The sequence below is a fragment of the Nocardioides sp. genome, assembly GCF_025964975.1.
GTDB lineage: Bacteria > Actinomycetota > Actinomycetes > Propionibacteriales > Nocardioidaceae > Nocardioides.
Genome location: NZ_JAOPXV010000223.1, coordinates 1 through 14,226 on the forward strand (window position 1 = coordinate 1; position 14,226 = coordinate 14,226).

Here is a 14,226-nt window from a genome sequence, read left to right on the forward strand (position 1 = left end):
GTCATTGCGCCGCGAATGCCCGCGTCCCCAACGGCCCAGCGTCCGGCCTCCCCACGCCTACGTCGACAATCGCAACGCGCACGTCGGCCCAAGTCCTTGCCAGCCAGCACCACGCCTGGAGCCCGCGGGGTCTGTCGGATCCAGTCGGCCACCTCGCCGCCAGCTCCCTCGGTCAGTCCCGAGCCGCCCGGTGACCCCACTCGAGGGCGCTCTCCCGGGATCGCGCGCGACCGCGAAGCGGGATGGTCGCCCGAGGGCGGCTTGTCCTACCACGCTCGGCGGCCCGCCCGGCCCCGGCAACGACGTGCACGCGCTGCGTGAACACCACGAAGCGAGCCTCCTCCGCGAGGCTCCCCGCCGGAGTCACGTCCACCGCGAGCCACAACCCGTCCGGCTCGAAGCCGACGAGGGCCGTTCCCGTGCCGGGGCGCTCCCTGCTCACGGCGGACGACGTGACCTGGAGGTCGAACTCGACCGCTCGGGCGTGCGCGCCGCGTGTCCTCCGCAGCAGCTGCGTCGCTTCGACGAACGCCCGCTCCTCCGACGAGATGACACCGGCCGGGATCCACGGCGCCTGTGGCCCAGTGGCGTCGATGCCGGGTCGGACCTTGTCGCCGTTGACCCAGACATCTCCCCAGCTCATCCACATATCCTCGCACTCGATCGCGCAGGAGGGCGTGCTGCTGCGCCGCGAACGACCCCATGGCGAGAACCGCGTCGACAGCGCACATTGAACTCCCCCACCGCGCACCCCACTGCAAAGGACTGCACCGTGACTGATCTCAAGGTCGTCGCCACCATCCCAGCCAAGCCCGAGGCCGCCGACCAGGTCCGCGCTGCACTGCAGGAACTTGTCGAGGCAACGCGGGCCGAAGACGGGTGCGTGGCCTACGACCTCTACGAGTCGGGAAGCGTCCCTGGCACGTTCGTCACCGTCGAGCGGTGACGCGACGCGGCATCGCTCGAGGCGCACATGGCGACTCCGCATGTCGCTGCCGCGTTCGCGGCCGCCGGGGACGGGCTCAGCGGCGATGTCGCGATCCACCCGCTGACGCCCGTGGGCTGAGCTCACAGACATTCGACAGGGGAGGACGAACTCCCTTCGTCCCGCACTCAGGCCCTGAAAGCCGACCCGAAGATGCGCGGGAGCTTGGCCCACGAAGGGTTGGCCGCGAAGCGCGTCAGGAGCTTGCCGGTCGTTCGCGCGCTGCGGGCCGAGACGAACCACGGCGGCTTGGGGCTGAGGGCGAACTCGCGGCCAGCAGCCGACCGAGGGAAGGGGCGGAACGGGCCGCGTACGACGGTGCGCTCGACGTCGGCGAGCAGCAACGCGTTGTGCACCACGCCGATGCCACTCTGCACATCGGCGAGGGTGTGACCGGGGAAGGCGCCCCACGCGGCGTTGGCGGTGAGGAAGCCCACTCCCGTCCAGGCGTTGATGCCGACGGTGCCGTACTCGAGTCGCGCGATCGCGTCCTCGAACCCGCCACCCAGAGCCTTCAGGGTCGACGGGTCGACGAGCACGTTGGCGCCTAGGGTGCCGACGAAGTCGTGGTTGACGAGATCGACGGCAGCGTCGAGGAAGACCTGACCGGTGCCTGGCGCGTCGACGACACCGAGCACGGGCGAGAAGTACTCGGTGGTCGTGACGACCGACGCGGCGTCGGAGTCGCGGGCGTCGACGAACAGCCGTCCCCCGTCCGGTCCGAGCCGCTCGGCGTCGACGTACGCCGCGGCCGCGGCGGCGACGCGCTCGCCGCTGCGGGGATACCAGGCCTCGCGGCCGGGTGCCTGGTCCATCGCGATCCGAAGCTGCTCGACGAAGTCGTCGCGCTGCGGCCACTCGCTGCTCAGCACGACCACCTGTCCGGCGATGCAGTTGTAGCCGCCGTTGTGCAGGCGCTGGGTCGCGACGTGCTGGGCCTGGTAGACGAGGTCCGCCTTGGACCAGTCGCCGGGCACCACGATGATCGGCGAGACGCCACCGAGCTCACTCGTGATCGGCGTCTCGAGCAGCGGTGTCCCTGCCGCCCGCCGCTCGGCGGCGTCCTGGCCGCTTCCCCACACGATGAGGTCATGGGTGGCCGCGCTTCCGGTGATGTGCACGTGCGAGATGCCGTCATGCTGCGCGAGGTAGCCGCCCACGTCGCCGCCACCCACGACGATGGCGAGCAGTCCGAGGTCGATCAGCGGGGCGAAGGCCGCCTCGTAGGCCGGGAGCAGCTCGTCCAGCGTGGGGTTGAGCTTGAGGACGACGACGCGGTTGTGGGCCACGAGCTCGTAAAGGACGTCGAGTGGGGCGATCGAGGTGATGTTGCCGGCCCCGAGGACCAGGCCGACCCCGGAAGTGTCGGACGGGGTTCGTGCTCCGAGCCCCGCGTGCGATCGCACCTGGGCCTTGGAGACCCCGGGCCTGATCCACACGTCCGCAGTGAAGCCGTGCAGCAGGAGGTGCTCGAAGTGGTTGGACGGCAGGGCCGGGACGCTCACCCGCCCGCCGGGGGCCGTGCCGAGCTTCTTCCCACCGATGGGGCTGTTGCCAGCGGCCAGGGCAGAGAGCGAGTGCTGCAGGGCGAGCAGCGCGGTCAGGGTGCAGTAGGGCCCCGAGATCCACTCCTCGCCCACCAGGGGCGAGCTGGCGTCCAGGGCCTTGGCGCGTACGGCGCCGGCCACCCAGTCGTCAGCGGCGGCGGCGACACTGCTGTGGACTTCAGCGAGCAGCTCCACGCGCGCCGACAGGGGCATCGCCGCCCAGCGCGACTCGCCTTCCTCCATGCCCGCCACGATGCCGTCGAGGCGTGCTCGCTCCTCGGCTGACAGATCGCCCTTCGGAGCGGGGGCGAAGATCGGGGCGTTCGAGTGCGTGGTCATGGCGCTCCTCATCGGGGTGCTGCGGGATCGTGGTCTGGCCCCTCGGCGAGGTCTCACGGTCACGGTCCTTCTCCCAGTATCACCCCGGGGCGGTCGCGTCGCGGGCGTCCGCGGTGGACAGGGTTGGGTCGCGGGGGTACCGCGCCCCTAGGTGGGCCAGCCGTGATCGCGTCGGGTGCCTTGCCGCGTCGAGCTGTCCCGACTGTCCACAAAGGGGGCCAAGTGGCCTTCGGTCAAGACTCGAACGGGCGTACGATTGATGCCAGACAGTGGTCATCGTTCTCTGACTCGTTCAGCCTCCACCCCGCTGCCTGTGACCCGGACGATCGTCCGGGATCCGGCCGTTGGCGGCGTGGGGAGGAGGACCGATGACCGACAACGAGCAGTGGCGTGCTCCTGGCATCCCGACGCCCCGTCGCCGGTCCTGTCCGCTGCGATAGCGCAGCTCGAGACGGCGTACGACGCCTTGTTCTCGCTCTCGCCGGCGACTCTGTTCGACGACGACTGACCCGGTTGCTCGACGCCGCGACCCGCTTGGCCGATCGGAGCGCCGGCGCGGTGACGGCCGCGGTCGGGGAGGCTGACCGGCGCAGCCTCGGGGACTCGATCGGCGCTCGACACACCGGGCAGTGGTGGGCGCGACGATCGTTGTTGACCCGACCCGAGGCCAACCGGCTGACCCGGTTCGGGAGGCTGATGAGCGGCGAGCTGTACGCCCCGGTCCAGGCGGCGCTGGCCGGCGGGGAGATCCACGCCGACCAGGCGTCCGCGATCATCCACGCCGTCGAGGAGATCCCGTCCTCACCCGAGGAGCTCCCCTTGATGGCCGCGGCGCCCGCGACGTTGAAGGGTTACGCGGTGGACCATCTCCTGGTCCTGGCCAAGGACCCCGACGCGAAGGCGTTGCGGCTGCTCGGCCGTCGGATCCTGGACGTCGTGGCCCCCGACGTGGGCGAAGCTGCCGAGGCCAACGCCCTGGCGGCGGAGGAAGCCGTTGCAGATCGCCGGGTCACGCTCACCCTGCGCGACAACGGCAACGGCACCTCGACCGGTCGGTTCACCCTCCCCAGCGCGACCGCCGAGATGTTCCGCAAGCAGCTGATGGCCATCGCTGCGCCCACCCGCGCCAGTGCCGGGCCGGATGCCGTCGGCTCGCCCGACGCTGACTCGCGACCACTGCACGCCCGACTCGGGTGGGCGCTCATCGAGTGGATCGAGCACTACCCGCCGACCGGCTCCCCTCGTCCGGCGGTGTCTCGGCCACAGCCGTGGTGACGATGTCCCTCGCGACGCTCACCGGAGGCCTCAAGGCCGCATCAATCGACACCGGCACCCGGATCAGCGCAGGGCAGGCCCGGCGACTGGCCTGCGAGGCGGGGATCATCCCTGCCGTCCTGGGCGGGAAGTCCGAGGTGCTCGACCTCGGCCGTACCCGCCGCTTGCACGCCGGACCACGCTCGTTCCGGAATGCCGCGAGGACGTCAGCGGGCAGCGCTCATGCGCAGCGGGTCCGGGTCGGACAGGGCACGGTGGCGCGCTGTCGACGCCGTGCCCGCGCACATTCCTTTCCTCAGTACAGCCAGGTCGACACCCGCTGGTCCCCGAGCATGCGGCGCAGCTCGGCCTCGCTGGCGTCCTGACCGCCGAGAGCCTCGTGCGCCCGTCCGATCGCGATCACGGTCAGCGCGTCGAAGTACTCGTCGACGTCGTCGAACATCCTGGTGAGGACCGCAGTGCGGGAACCACCACGCCAGCCGGGTTCGCGACCGCCGTCGTGGTCGAAGTACCACACCGAACCGTCGACCCGGTGAAAGCACCAGTAGCTGCCGTTGCCCAGATACGACCCGAAGGCGACCGTCGAGTCGACCTGCTCGAGCACGGCGGCGCGATCCGGCAGCGTCTCCAGCAGATCCGGGATGCCCGGATAGACGTGAAGGAGAGGTCCGACAGCGTCGTGGCCGCTCGGGGTGAGCGGAAGGATCTCCTCGGCCGTTTCGCTGCCACCCAGCGCCATCTGGTAGGTGCGCAAGGAGGGCGGAAGGGTGATCTCGGTCCTCTCCTCGCAGGCCGCAACCTCGATCCGGCTGGCGGGACGCAGCGCCTGCCTGGTCGCCGTCCCGTGGTGCAACCACGCCTGGATCAGGACGGCCTTCGACCACCAACGCTCCCGCTTTTCGAACGTCATCCCGGGTGGGACGGAGAGACCTTCGGGGACGTCCTCGTCGCTGAACGTGCCGTCGAAGGCCCCAGCCACGTCGCTGCGAGGCTGGAACCAGACCTTGGCCACGGGGACCACGATGCTCGGCCCGGCTCGTCGGGCCCCAGCACCAGAAACGTCGCAGCCAGCACCGCGTCGGTCTCTCCAACCCGGAACCGCTCGAGCGTGCGGATCGGCAGAAGCACCAAACCCTCGAGCGCCGACGACCCGTCCACCAGAGCGCCCAAGCCCGTCACCATCTGCACGCGACCATCTTGGCGCTCATGCCGCGAGGCCGCGCACTCTGGGAGACTCCCGCTGTGCCATTCCCGGACGAGTCGACTGCCCAGCTCGTCGAGGTTGTTCCATACAGAACCGAGTGGGCGGCGGGGGGCGCCCAACTCACAGCGACGCTCGGCCGGATGCTTCCCGAAGCGAGCGCGATCGATCACATCGGTTCGACCTCCGTACCCGGCCTGCCCGCCAAGGACTGCATCGACGTGATGGTGCGCGTCGTGTCCCTCATCGAGACGGATCTCGGTCCACTCACCGGGGTCCTCGCGGCGAAGTCAGCCGACGGCGATCTCGGCCAGCAGCTGCGCGACGCGTTGCGGCTCGTGCTCGAGGGCCGGGGTGGAAACCGCCACCTCCGTCACCACCCGCCCGGGCTCGGGGGACGCTCGCCACGGACCGGTCAATCGAAGCCGCGTGCGCTCCATCACTCCGAGCACCCGCTCGTTGACCGCGTCCTCGGTGCCCGCGGCGTGCAGCAGGAACGTCGGTGTGTGTGGCTCCACCGGGTTGACGGTGATGCCGTGGGCCGGCAGCTCCGCGGCCAGCGCCCGAGCCCACGCGAGACACTCCGCCATCCGGGGCAGCAGGTCACGGAGCCCGAGCAGCGCAGCCAGCGCCTCCGGGGTCGAGCGATAGAGCGTGCCGCCCATCCGGCTCCGCCACACCCGCGCCTCCGCGAGGAAGTCCTCCGGGCCGACCACCGCTGCTCCGGCGATCCCCCGGAGCCCCTTGTAGAACGAGACGTACATGCTGTCGCTCAGTGCAGCTGTCTCTGCGAGCGACGTCCCCCAGAACGGTTGCGACTCCCAGACCCGGGCGCCGTCGAAGTGAAGTGGTACGCCGCGGTGTCGGGCGGCGGCCGAGAGGTCTGTCAGCTCCTGCCACGTGGGGAGCAGGCAGCCGGCGTCCCGGAGCGGCAGCTCCACCAGCACCGCCCCGAGCCGACCGACGACGCCGTGCAGCGCTGACGCGGTCGCCACCTCAGCGCCCGTGGTCAGGTGCTCCACCTGGAACCCGTGGAGGCGACGAGGTCCGTCCTGCTCGTGGACCAGCAGGTGCGACAGGTCCGGCATCGCCACCCGGCTGGTCCCCTCACGGTCGCACCAGACCCGCAGCGCGGACTGCTGGGCCATCACGCCGCTGGGGAAGAAGGCTGCTGGTTTGCCGAACAGCGCCTCGAGCTCCTCCTCCAGCAGGGCAACCGGGCCGCGGGCGCCGTACTGGTCCCACGGGACGTCCAGCTCGTCAGCGAGATCGGCGAGCCGCCGCAGGATTTGCCCCGGTCCCTCGATCGGGTGCCCGAAGACGGTCGTATCGCAGGCAGCAGCGAGGTCGCGGAAACGGGTCATGTCGTCGGGCATCGGCCCAGCCTGCCACTCCACGACATCGCTTGGGGCCACCGCTTCGGGGTCGGAGCAGCCGTCGACGGGTGGCTGCTTGGATGGCGACATGACCAACTCGCTGCTGAGCCCGTCGACCCTGACCTTCGGCCTGCCCGACTACGCCAACCTCTCTGACGCGGACTTCCGCGAGGCGATCGACCAGGGGATGGCCGAACACCTCACCGAGCTGGACGCGGTGGCCAAGGACACCGAGCCGGCGACCGTCGCCAACGTCCTGGAGGCGTGGGAGCGAAGCGGCAGCCTGTTGACGCGTGCCATGAACGCCTTCTGGGTCGCCAAGGCCGCCGACACCAATGACGAGCGCGACGCGATCGAGGAGGACATCGCACCCAGGCTGGCCCAGCACCAGGACGCGATCCTGCTCAACGAACAGCTCTACGCCCGCCTGACACAGCTCAAGGAGCGCGCCGACCGCGGTGAGGTGAGCCTGGACGCGCAGGACGCGCACCTGCTGAGCGAAAGCGTCAAGGACTTCGAACGCGGCGGCATCGCCCTGGACGAAGGCTCGAAGGTGCGACTCCGCGAGCTGAACACCGAGCTGGCCACCCTCGCCACCCGGTTCGACCAGCTGCTCGTCGCCGGTCGCAACGCGGCGGGCGTGCTGGTCACCGACGAGGCCGGGCTCGCGGGACTCGGCGCCGACGACGTGGCCGCGGCCCGCGAGGCGGCGCAGGCGACCGGCCGCGACGGCTGGCTGCTCACCATCACCAACACGACCGGGCAGCCCGTCCTGGCCGACCTGCACCACCGCGCCACCCGCGAGCGCGTCTTCCGCGCCAGCGCCGACCGCGGACTCACGGCAGGCGAGCACGACACCCGCGGCATGCTCCTCACCATGTCACGGCTGCGCCACGAGCGCGCGCTGCTCCTCGGCTACCGGCACCACGCGGCGTACGCCGCCGAGAACGGTTGCGCCGGCAGCACGCAGGCGGTCAACGACATCCTCGGTCGCCTCGGCCCGGCGGCCTTCGCCCTCGCCCGCTCCAGGGGCGAGCAGCTCCAGGCCCACCTCGACGAGATCGAGCCGGGCGCCACCCTGGAGCCCTGGGACTGGGCGTACGTCGACGGCAGGCTCCGGCAACACGAAGCAGAGCTCGACCAGGGAGCTCTGCGCCCCTACCTCGAGTTCGACAACGTCCTCACCCACGGCGTCTTCGCCGCCGCCACCGCGCTGTACGGCATCACCTTCCACCGCCGGGAGGACCTGGTCGGCTACACCCCGCAGGCACGGGTCTACGAGGTGCGCGAGGCCGGCGTGGATGGGAACAGGGGCGACCACCTCGGGGCGGTCGTGATCGACCCCTACACCCGCTCGACCAAGCAGGGCGGGGCGTGGATGACCAGCATCGTCGACCAGAGCCACCTGCTCGACGACTCCCCCGTGGTCACCAACACGTGCAACTTCGCGGCGCCCGCCCCAGGCAGCCCGAGCCTGTTGACCTGGGACAACGTCATCACGCTGTTCCACGAGTTCGGCCACGACCTGCACGGGCTGTTCTCCGACGTCCGCTACCCCAGCCGCAGCGGCACGGCGGTCCCCCGCGACTTCGTCGAGTTCCCCAGCCAGGTCAACGAGATCTGGGCCTTCGAGCCGAGCCTGCTCGCGAACTATGCCGTGCATCACGAGACCGGGGAGCAGATGCCGGCCGAGTGGGTCGAGCAGCTGCGCGCGAAGTCCGGCCAGCAGACGTTCCGCTATGCGGAGAGCCTGAGCGCGATGATCCTCGACCAGGCGTGGCACCAGACGCCTGCCGAGGAGCTGCCCGACGGGCCGGAGGGAGTCGAGGCGTTCGAGGCCGCCGCCCTCGAGCGCGCGGGCGTGGGCTATGCCCCGGTGCCGCCGCGCTACCGGTCGACGTACTTCCACCACATCTTCGGTGGCGGCTACTCGGCGGGCTACTACTCCTACCTGTGGTCAGAGATCATGGACGCCGACACCGTGGCCTGGTTCGAGGAGCAGGGCGGGCTGAGCCGTGAAGCAGGCGAGCGCTTCCGGCGCACCCTGCTCGCCCCGGGCGGGTCAATCGACGCGATGGAGTCCTACCGGTCCTTCCGCGGGACAGACCCGGACCTCGCGCCCCTGCTGAAGCGGATCGGCGCCGAGTAGGAACTCAGTCAGAGCCTCGCGACAGGCTGCGCAGTCGGTGCCAGGCGAGGCTGGCGCCGGCTCGCACCGTCCGGGGTGCGCGCAACGCGTCGAGCACCGGCGTCCGCTGGCGCGTCCAGTCCGGGTCGCTCGGCAGCGGTCCCTCCAGACCGACGCCGTCGACGGCTCGCCGGATCGCCTGGTGGACACCCATGAGCTCGCCACCTGACGCGGGGACCCACGTGGAGCCGCGACGGCAGACCATGTCGTGGCGCAGCGAGTCCACGAGGGCATTGACGGTCCAGAACGGTGCCTGCACCAGCCCGGCCGTGCCGGCCGCGACCACCATGGGCGGTGCGAGGAACACCGGCACCCGGACCCGGAGGAGGCGCGCGGCTCGGCTGTAGGCCGCGAGCAGTCGCGGGTAGCGAAGGATGTCAGGTCCACCGATGTCGACGGATCCGGACAGCGACGAGTCGGGGGACAACGCCTCCACCAGCGCCCGGACCGCGTCGGTCACGGAGATGGGCTGGACCCGCGAGCGCAGCCACCACGGGATCGGCTGGACGACGAGCAGCGACCCGAGCTGCCGGATCACCTCGAACGACGTCGACCCGGCGCCGATGATCACTCCGGCTCGCAGGGCCACGCCCGAGGCCGTCGAGCGGAGCAGCTCCTCCTCCACCTCGAGACGCGAGGTGATGTGGGCGGACAGCTCGTCGCGCGGCACGTCCGGGACCAGTCCGCTGAGGTAGACCAGCCGCGACACGCCCGCCTCGTCGACACCGCGGCGTACGACCTCGGCGCCCAGCAGGTCCCTCCCCGCGAACTCCCGGCCGCTCATCGAGTGCACGAGGTAGCAGACCGCGTCGACGTCGACGAGTGCAGCACCCACGTCGAGGGCCGAGGTGACGTCGCACTGCATCCAGTCGACGGCCGACCCCCAGGCGAACCGCTCGGGGACCGGCACGGACGACGAGGCCGCCACGACCGTGTGGCCGGCGTCCAGGAGTGCAGGGACGAGGCGCGATCCGACGTAGCCGGTGGCGCCGAGCACCAGGATCCTCATCTCACTCCCCCAGGTGGCGAACCATGTTGGTGGCGAAGCGCTTGCCCATGGCCGCGACGACGCCGTGCATCACGGTCTGGACGGCGATCCGTGACAGCCTCGGCAACGGCAGGTCGCACCAGATCTCGAGGTCGATGGCCACCCGGGTGCCGGTCCCGTCGGGCGCCAGCACGTAGCTGCCCTCGACGCCGGTCCGTTCCTCGGTCTTCGCCGGGTCATGGGCGAAGACGATCCGGGTCGGCTTCTCGAAGGTCATCACCTCGGTGAAGACCGGCATGACCGTCGCACTCATCACCGGGATGTGCGTCAGGTGCCACGTCCAGCGGTCCGGGCCGTCAGAGGCGGGGTGCACCTCGATGCGCTGGAGGTACGGAGTCAGGACCGGCAACAGCTCCGGGTCCGTCAGCACGCCCCAGACCTGCTCCGGCGAGGAGCGCAGCCTGGCCGTGGACGTCGTGCGAGCTCGGAAGCGGTTCACGTCCCGAGCCTAGACAGCGCCACCCCGAGCACAGGGACCGGGCACAGGGACCGGGCGCCGCGAGCGGTCGCCAAGAATCGAGCACTAGCCTGTGACCGTGCTCATCTCCGACGAACGCCGGATGCTCTTCGTCCACATCCCGAAGACCGGCGGGGCGTCGGTCGAGCAGCTGCTCCGCGACGTGTGCCCGGACGCCCGCTCGGTCGACAAGCAGCGGCACGCGCGGTTGCGCCGGATCCTGGCCCGCCACCCCGAGCTCGAGAGCTACTGGTCCTTCGGCTTCGTCCGCAACCCGTGGGCCCGGATGGTGTCGTGGTATTCCATGATCGAGACCTGGAACCACCGCTGGGGACCTGCCTCGGGTCGTCCCCAGGACGGCCAGTGGGGCTCGACGCGGGACGGCAACCCGTTGTGGCGCGCGGCCGCGGACTATGCCGACTTCGAGGAGTTCATCGTGCGCGGCACCGCCGAGCTCGACCGGCTGGCGATGCCCCAGGTCGACTACCTGGTCGACGGTGACCAGCGCGCCGACTTCATCGGCCGGACCGAGTCGCTCGCCGACGACATGGCGCGGGTCCAGCGCGAGCTCGGGCTGCCGGTCACGGCGATCCCGCGTCGCAACACCACCTCGCACGGCTCCTACCGCGACTACTACTCCCCTGCCGCCCGCGACCGGGTCGGCGAGGTCTACGCGCGAGACGTCGAGGCGTTCGGCTACGACTTCTGAGGCTCCCGGTCCTGGGCGTGCCGGTCCCTCGCGTTCGGGTTCTTGCGCGGCCGCGCTGGTACGGCGAGGGGCGTGCCCCGGGCCCCGGCCCACTGGCCCGTCTCGGCCAAGCGTGACTGGACGGCGTATTCCGGCGCGAAGTAGTCGATGAGCTCGGACCGGGTGGCCTCCGAGAGCTCAGGCGTCACCCGCCGGGAGCCCTGGGAGACCTGGGAGACCTGGGAGACATTGCGCCGCTCGAAGGTGAGGTCCGCGCCGAGCCGCGACCCGAACCACGGCATCCAGGTGTCGGGGCGCTCGACCGCGAAGACCCGGTCCACCTCCACCCGCCCGTCGACGGTGAGGAACTGACCCGGGCGCCCGCGCGGCGTGGGCGCCGTCGGGTCGCCGTCGACGTACCGCCGTGCGTAGTCCTCGAACGTCAGGTCCTGGGTGGAGTTGTCGATCTCGCCGTCGAGACGGAACCGGTAGCGCCACCACGACTCCAGCCAGGCCACGGGTTCCCGGAACATCGTCACGAGCTCATAGCTCTCGCGTGGGTGACCTTCCGCCGCCAGACCGGGCGCAACCCGTTTGGCGAACCCCCTGCACCCGAGGTGCTTGCGGCTGGGCGGGCGGTCGATGACGAGCGAGGCGTACGGCGACAGTGCCGCCTCGATGGAGGTCGAGGCGCACTTGGGCATGGCCAGCAGCACGAAGCCGTGTGCGGGGAAGGCCATCATGGCGACCGATCATGTCAGACCCCTCTCGCGGCCCCGTTAGGGTTGGGTCGTGTCTCGTCCGCGCTCGCATGCCTCGTCCACGGTGGCTGTCGCGCTCCTGCTTGCCGTGACGCTGTCGGGGTGCGGGCTCGGTCGCGCCGACGACACGGTCGCGCCGAAACCGCCGCCGTCGACCTCGGGCGTGGACGTCGGGGACCAGCCCAACATCGTCCTCATCACCTCCGACGACCAGACGAAGCTCGAGCTGAAGTGGATGCCCCAGACGCGCAAGCTGCTCGGGCGGGCAGGCGTCACCTTCTCCAACATGATCGCCCCGCACCCGAACTGCTGCCCGGCGCGCGCGCAGATCCTGACCGGGCAGTACGCCCACAACAACGGCGTCCGGACGAACTCTCCGCCCTGGGGTGGGCACGAGGGCTTCGACCCCACGACCGCGCTGCCGGTGTGGCTCCAGGACGCCGGCTATCGCACCGGGTTCGTCGGCAAGTACATGCACGGCTACGACCAGGCGGACGGGATCGAGCGCGGCTGGGACCAGTGGAAGCCGATGGTCGGCACCCTGTCGGACTACCGCTCGTTCGTGCAGTACGACAACGGCAACCTGGTCCAGTTCACCGAGGCCGACTACTACACCGACGTGGTGGCCCAGCAGTCGTCTGCGCTGGTCACCGACTTCAGCGCGCAGCGCGAGCCGTTCTTCCTGTGGTCCAGCTTCACCGCCCCGCACGGCACCTGTCAGGGCAACACCGAGGCGGACTGCTCGGGTCCGCCACCGGCCGCAGACCGCCACGCCGACCTGTTCGCCGACGTGGCGCTGCCCTCGCTCGACAGTCCGTCGTTCAACGAGACGGACGTCAGCGACAAGCGCACGGACATCCAGCGGGCCGCCCTCGTGGACCCGGCTGCCCAGCAGACCCTCTTCACCCAGCGCCTGCGCACCCTCGCCGCTCTGGACGAGGCGGTCGCAGCGATCGTGACCTCGCTGGAGACCGCCGGCACCCTCGACAACACGGTGGTCATGTTCACGAGCGACAACGGCTATCTCTTCGGGGAGCACCGGCTCGTCGGCAAGAACGTCCCCTACGAGGAGGCGATCCGGGTACCGCTCGTGATGCGCGGGCCGAAGATCGATGCCGGGGAGCGTCGTCGACAGACGGTGGCCATGGTCGACCTCGCGCCCACCATCGCCGAGCTCGCCGAGGCTGAGCCCATGGTCGAGATCGACGGTCGCAGTCTTCTCGGCTACGCCGTCAAGGACCGCGCGCAGCGTGACCGGGGCCTGTTGCTCCAGGCGGGGTCCAGCAAGGACGACGAGGCGACTGCCTGGAAGTGGCGGGGGGTCCGCACCAAGCGCTACACGCTGGTCCGGTGGCAGGCACCGCGGTTCGTCGAGCTCTACGACCGCGACGCCGACCCGTTCCAGGTCACCAACCTGGCGACCGACCCGGCCTACCGTCGCGTCCGGCGCGCGCTTGCGGCATACCTCAACAAGCTCCAGGACTGCGACGGCGCGACGTGCCGCACGCTGGTGCCGGCGCTGCCCCAACCGGACTGACCCGGGGTGAACATGTTCATGGAGGAGTCCTGGGTGTAGTCCATGAAGTTGTTGATCGGGTCCAGACCGGGCGCGTCGCAGGTGTCGGCGCCGACCGGGCAGTCGAACTGCGGCGCCGCCTCGGCCGGAGTGTCGGCGACGCCGTCGCCCATGGTCGAGCAGCCGCCGTCGAAGGTGTGCTCGAGCATCAGCCAGTGGCCCGACCTCGTGCGTCAGGGTGTCACCGAGGGCGTACTTGCCTGCGGTCCCTCCGGGCATGGACTCGTCGAGGATCACGACGCCGTCCTTGGTGCCACCGGCACCCCCGTTGTACGTCCCTGGGAAGTACGCCCAGCCGAGGAGTCCGTCGCCGATGTTGGCGGCGTAGACGTCGAGCGTCTCGGAGTCACCCTCGTGCAGGGCTGACTTCATGTCGGACTCGAAGCGGCCCGGAGTGAGGGTGTACCACTCCGAGTTGACCGCACCGCGGCGAAGACCGGACTGACGGCGAACGTGAGCGGCGAGAGCGGCGAGATGCTGGTGACAGCGGCGGTGCCGCCATGGCTCGGTTGAGTACCACCCCACGCGTCACGTCGCACCACGCCAGATCTGACCCTGTCGACGTCCCTTCCCGCGACCTACGTGCGGTAGGCCCCGCGGTAGTACAACAACGGCTCTTCTGCCGCACCGACGGCCATGTCGACGACCCTGCCGATGACGAGGTAGTGGTCCCCCGCCTCGTGGATGACCTCGACCGTGCAGTCGACGTGGCCGACCGTCGCGTCGAGCACCGGGGACCTGGTCGTCCTGCTCGGGGTCCAGGCGACATCAGCGAACTTGTCCTC

16 protein-coding genes and 1 pseudogene are annotated in these 14,226 nt (G+C 70.5%); 8 read left to right on the forward strand and 9 right to left on the reverse strand.

What is annotated here, in order from left to right; translation table 11 throughout:
* Positions 1–172: 172 nt before the first annotated feature.
* Positions 173–643 (reverse strand): hypothetical protein, encoded by a 471-nt coding sequence (locus tag JWN68_RS17810; protein ID WP_297741434.1) that lies wholly within the window; start codon positions 641–643, stop codon positions 173–175.
* Positions 644–772: 129 nt separating this feature from the next.
* Here JWN68_RS17810 and JWN68_RS17815 point away from each other — a divergent pair, with 129 nt between their 5' ends.
* Entirely contained in the window at positions 773–946 is a 174-nt protein-coding gene (locus tag JWN68_RS17815; RefSeq protein ID WP_297741437.1) for a putative quinol monooxygenase, read from the forward strand.
* A 167-nt stretch (positions 947–1,113) separates the two neighbouring features.
* On the opposite strand, the gene JWN68_RS17820 is transcribed toward JWN68_RS17815, so the two are convergent.
* The gene (locus JWN68_RS17820; RefSeq protein WP_297741439.1) at positions 1,114–2,871 is read right to left on the reverse strand and encodes an aldehyde dehydrogenase family protein; all 1,758 of its coding nucleotides are present in this window, start codon (positions 2,869–2,871) and stop codon (positions 1,114–1,116) included.
* Between the two features lie 534 nt (positions 2,872–3,405).
* Here JWN68_RS17820 and JWN68_RS17825 point away from each other — a divergent pair.
* Together JWN68_RS17825 and JWN68_RS19460 are read left to right on the forward strand one after the other, a co-directional pair.
* On the forward strand, positions 3,406–4,146 hold the full coding sequence (locus tag JWN68_RS17825; protein ID WP_297741441.1) for a DUF222 domain-containing protein: 741 nt from the start codon (positions 3,406–3,408) through the stop codon (positions 4,144–4,146).
* Positions 4,143–4,511: a hypothetical protein gene (locus JWN68_RS19460; protein ID WP_366519831.1), complete on the forward strand. Its 369-nt coding sequence runs from the start codon at positions 4,143–4,145 to the stop codon at positions 4,509–4,511. The genes JWN68_RS17825 and JWN68_RS19460 overlap by 4 nt, the downstream gene beginning before the upstream one ends.
* Here JWN68_RS19460 and JWN68_RS17830 read toward each other — a convergent pair.
* Positions 4,442–5,158 carry an SMI1/KNR4 family protein gene (locus tag JWN68_RS17830; protein WP_297741443.1) on the reverse strand — a complete coding sequence of 239 codons (717 nt, stop codon included), beginning with the start codon at positions 5,156–5,158 and terminating at the stop codon, positions 4,442–4,444. The genes JWN68_RS19460 and JWN68_RS17830 overlap by 70 nt on opposite strands.
* Before the next feature lie 194 nt (positions 5,159–5,352).
* Between JWN68_RS17830 and JWN68_RS19465 the strand changes: the two are divergent.
* Positions 5,353–5,580 (forward strand): annotated as a pseudogene (locus tag JWN68_RS19465) (GrpB family protein); the annotation flags it as partial.
* A gap of 57 nt (positions 5,581–5,637) precedes the next feature.
* On the opposite strand, the gene JWN68_RS17835 reads toward JWN68_RS19465, so the two are convergent.
* Positions 5,638–6,723, reverse strand: a complete 1,086-nt coding sequence (locus JWN68_RS17835) for a beta-eliminating lyase-related protein (RefSeq protein WP_297741445.1) — start codon at positions 6,721–6,723, stop codon at positions 5,638–5,640.
* An 88-nt stretch (positions 6,724–6,811) separates the two neighbouring features.
* Between JWN68_RS17835 and JWN68_RS17840 the strand changes: the two genes are divergently transcribed.
* Positions 6,812–8,872 carry a M3 family metallopeptidase gene (locus JWN68_RS17840; RefSeq protein ID WP_297741447.1) on the forward strand — a complete coding sequence of 687 codons (2,061 nt, stop codon included), beginning with the start codon at positions 6,812–6,814 and terminating at the stop codon, positions 8,870–8,872.
* A gap of 4 nt (positions 8,873–8,876) precedes the next feature.
* On the opposite strand, the gene JWN68_RS17845 is transcribed toward JWN68_RS17840, so the two are convergent.
* Positions 8,877–9,920: an NAD(P)H-binding protein gene (locus JWN68_RS17845; protein WP_297741449.1), complete on the reverse strand. Its 1,044-nt coding sequence runs from the start codon at positions 9,918–9,920 to the stop codon at positions 8,877–8,879.
* A 1-nt stretch (position 9,921) separates the two neighbouring features.
* Positions 9,922–10,398: an SRPBCC family protein gene (locus tag JWN68_RS17850; protein WP_297741451.1), complete on the reverse strand. Its 477-nt coding sequence runs from the start codon at positions 10,396–10,398 to the stop codon at positions 9,922–9,924.
* Positions 10,399–10,495: 97 nt separating this feature from the next.
* Between JWN68_RS17850 and JWN68_RS17855 the strand changes: the two genes are divergently transcribed.
* Positions 10,496–11,125 (forward strand): sulfotransferase family 2 domain-containing protein, encoded by a 630-nt coding sequence (locus JWN68_RS17855; RefSeq protein WP_297741453.1) that lies wholly within the window; start codon positions 10,496–10,498, stop codon positions 11,123–11,125.
* Here JWN68_RS17855 and JWN68_RS17860 read toward each other — a convergent pair.
* The gene (locus tag JWN68_RS17860; protein ID WP_297741455.1) at positions 11,113–11,847 is read right to left on the reverse strand and encodes a hypothetical protein; all 735 of its coding nucleotides are present in this window, start codon (positions 11,845–11,847) and stop codon (positions 11,113–11,115) included. The genes JWN68_RS17855 and JWN68_RS17860 overlap by 13 nt on opposite strands.
* Before the next feature lie 49 nt (positions 11,848–11,896).
* On the opposite strand from JWN68_RS17860, the gene JWN68_RS17865 reads away from it, so the two are divergent.
* The gene (locus tag JWN68_RS17865; RefSeq protein WP_297741458.1) at positions 11,897–13,402 is read left to right on the forward strand and encodes a sulfatase; all 1,506 of its coding nucleotides are present in this window, start codon (positions 11,897–11,899) and stop codon (positions 13,400–13,402) included.
* Here JWN68_RS17865 and JWN68_RS19470 read toward each other — a convergent pair.
* A complete protein-coding gene (locus tag JWN68_RS19470; protein WP_366519832.1) occupies positions 13,297–13,554 on the reverse strand; it encodes a hypothetical protein in 258 nt (85 codons plus the stop codon). The genes JWN68_RS17865 and JWN68_RS19470 overlap by 106 nt on opposite strands.
* Here JWN68_RS19470 and JWN68_RS17870 point away from each other — a divergent pair.
* Positions 13,445–13,807, forward strand: coding sequence for a hypothetical protein (locus JWN68_RS17870; RefSeq protein WP_297741460.1), 363 nt, complete (start codon positions 13,445–13,447; stop codon positions 13,805–13,807). The two genes, JWN68_RS19470 and JWN68_RS17870, sit on opposite strands and share 110 nt — an antisense overlap.
* A 212-nt stretch (positions 13,808–14,019) precedes the next feature.
* Here the strand turns inward: JWN68_RS17870 and JWN68_RS17875 are convergent.
* A partial coding sequence (locus JWN68_RS17875) for a flavin reductase family protein (protein ID WP_297741462.1) occupies positions 14,020–14,226 on the reverse strand: 207 nt, incomplete at its 5' end.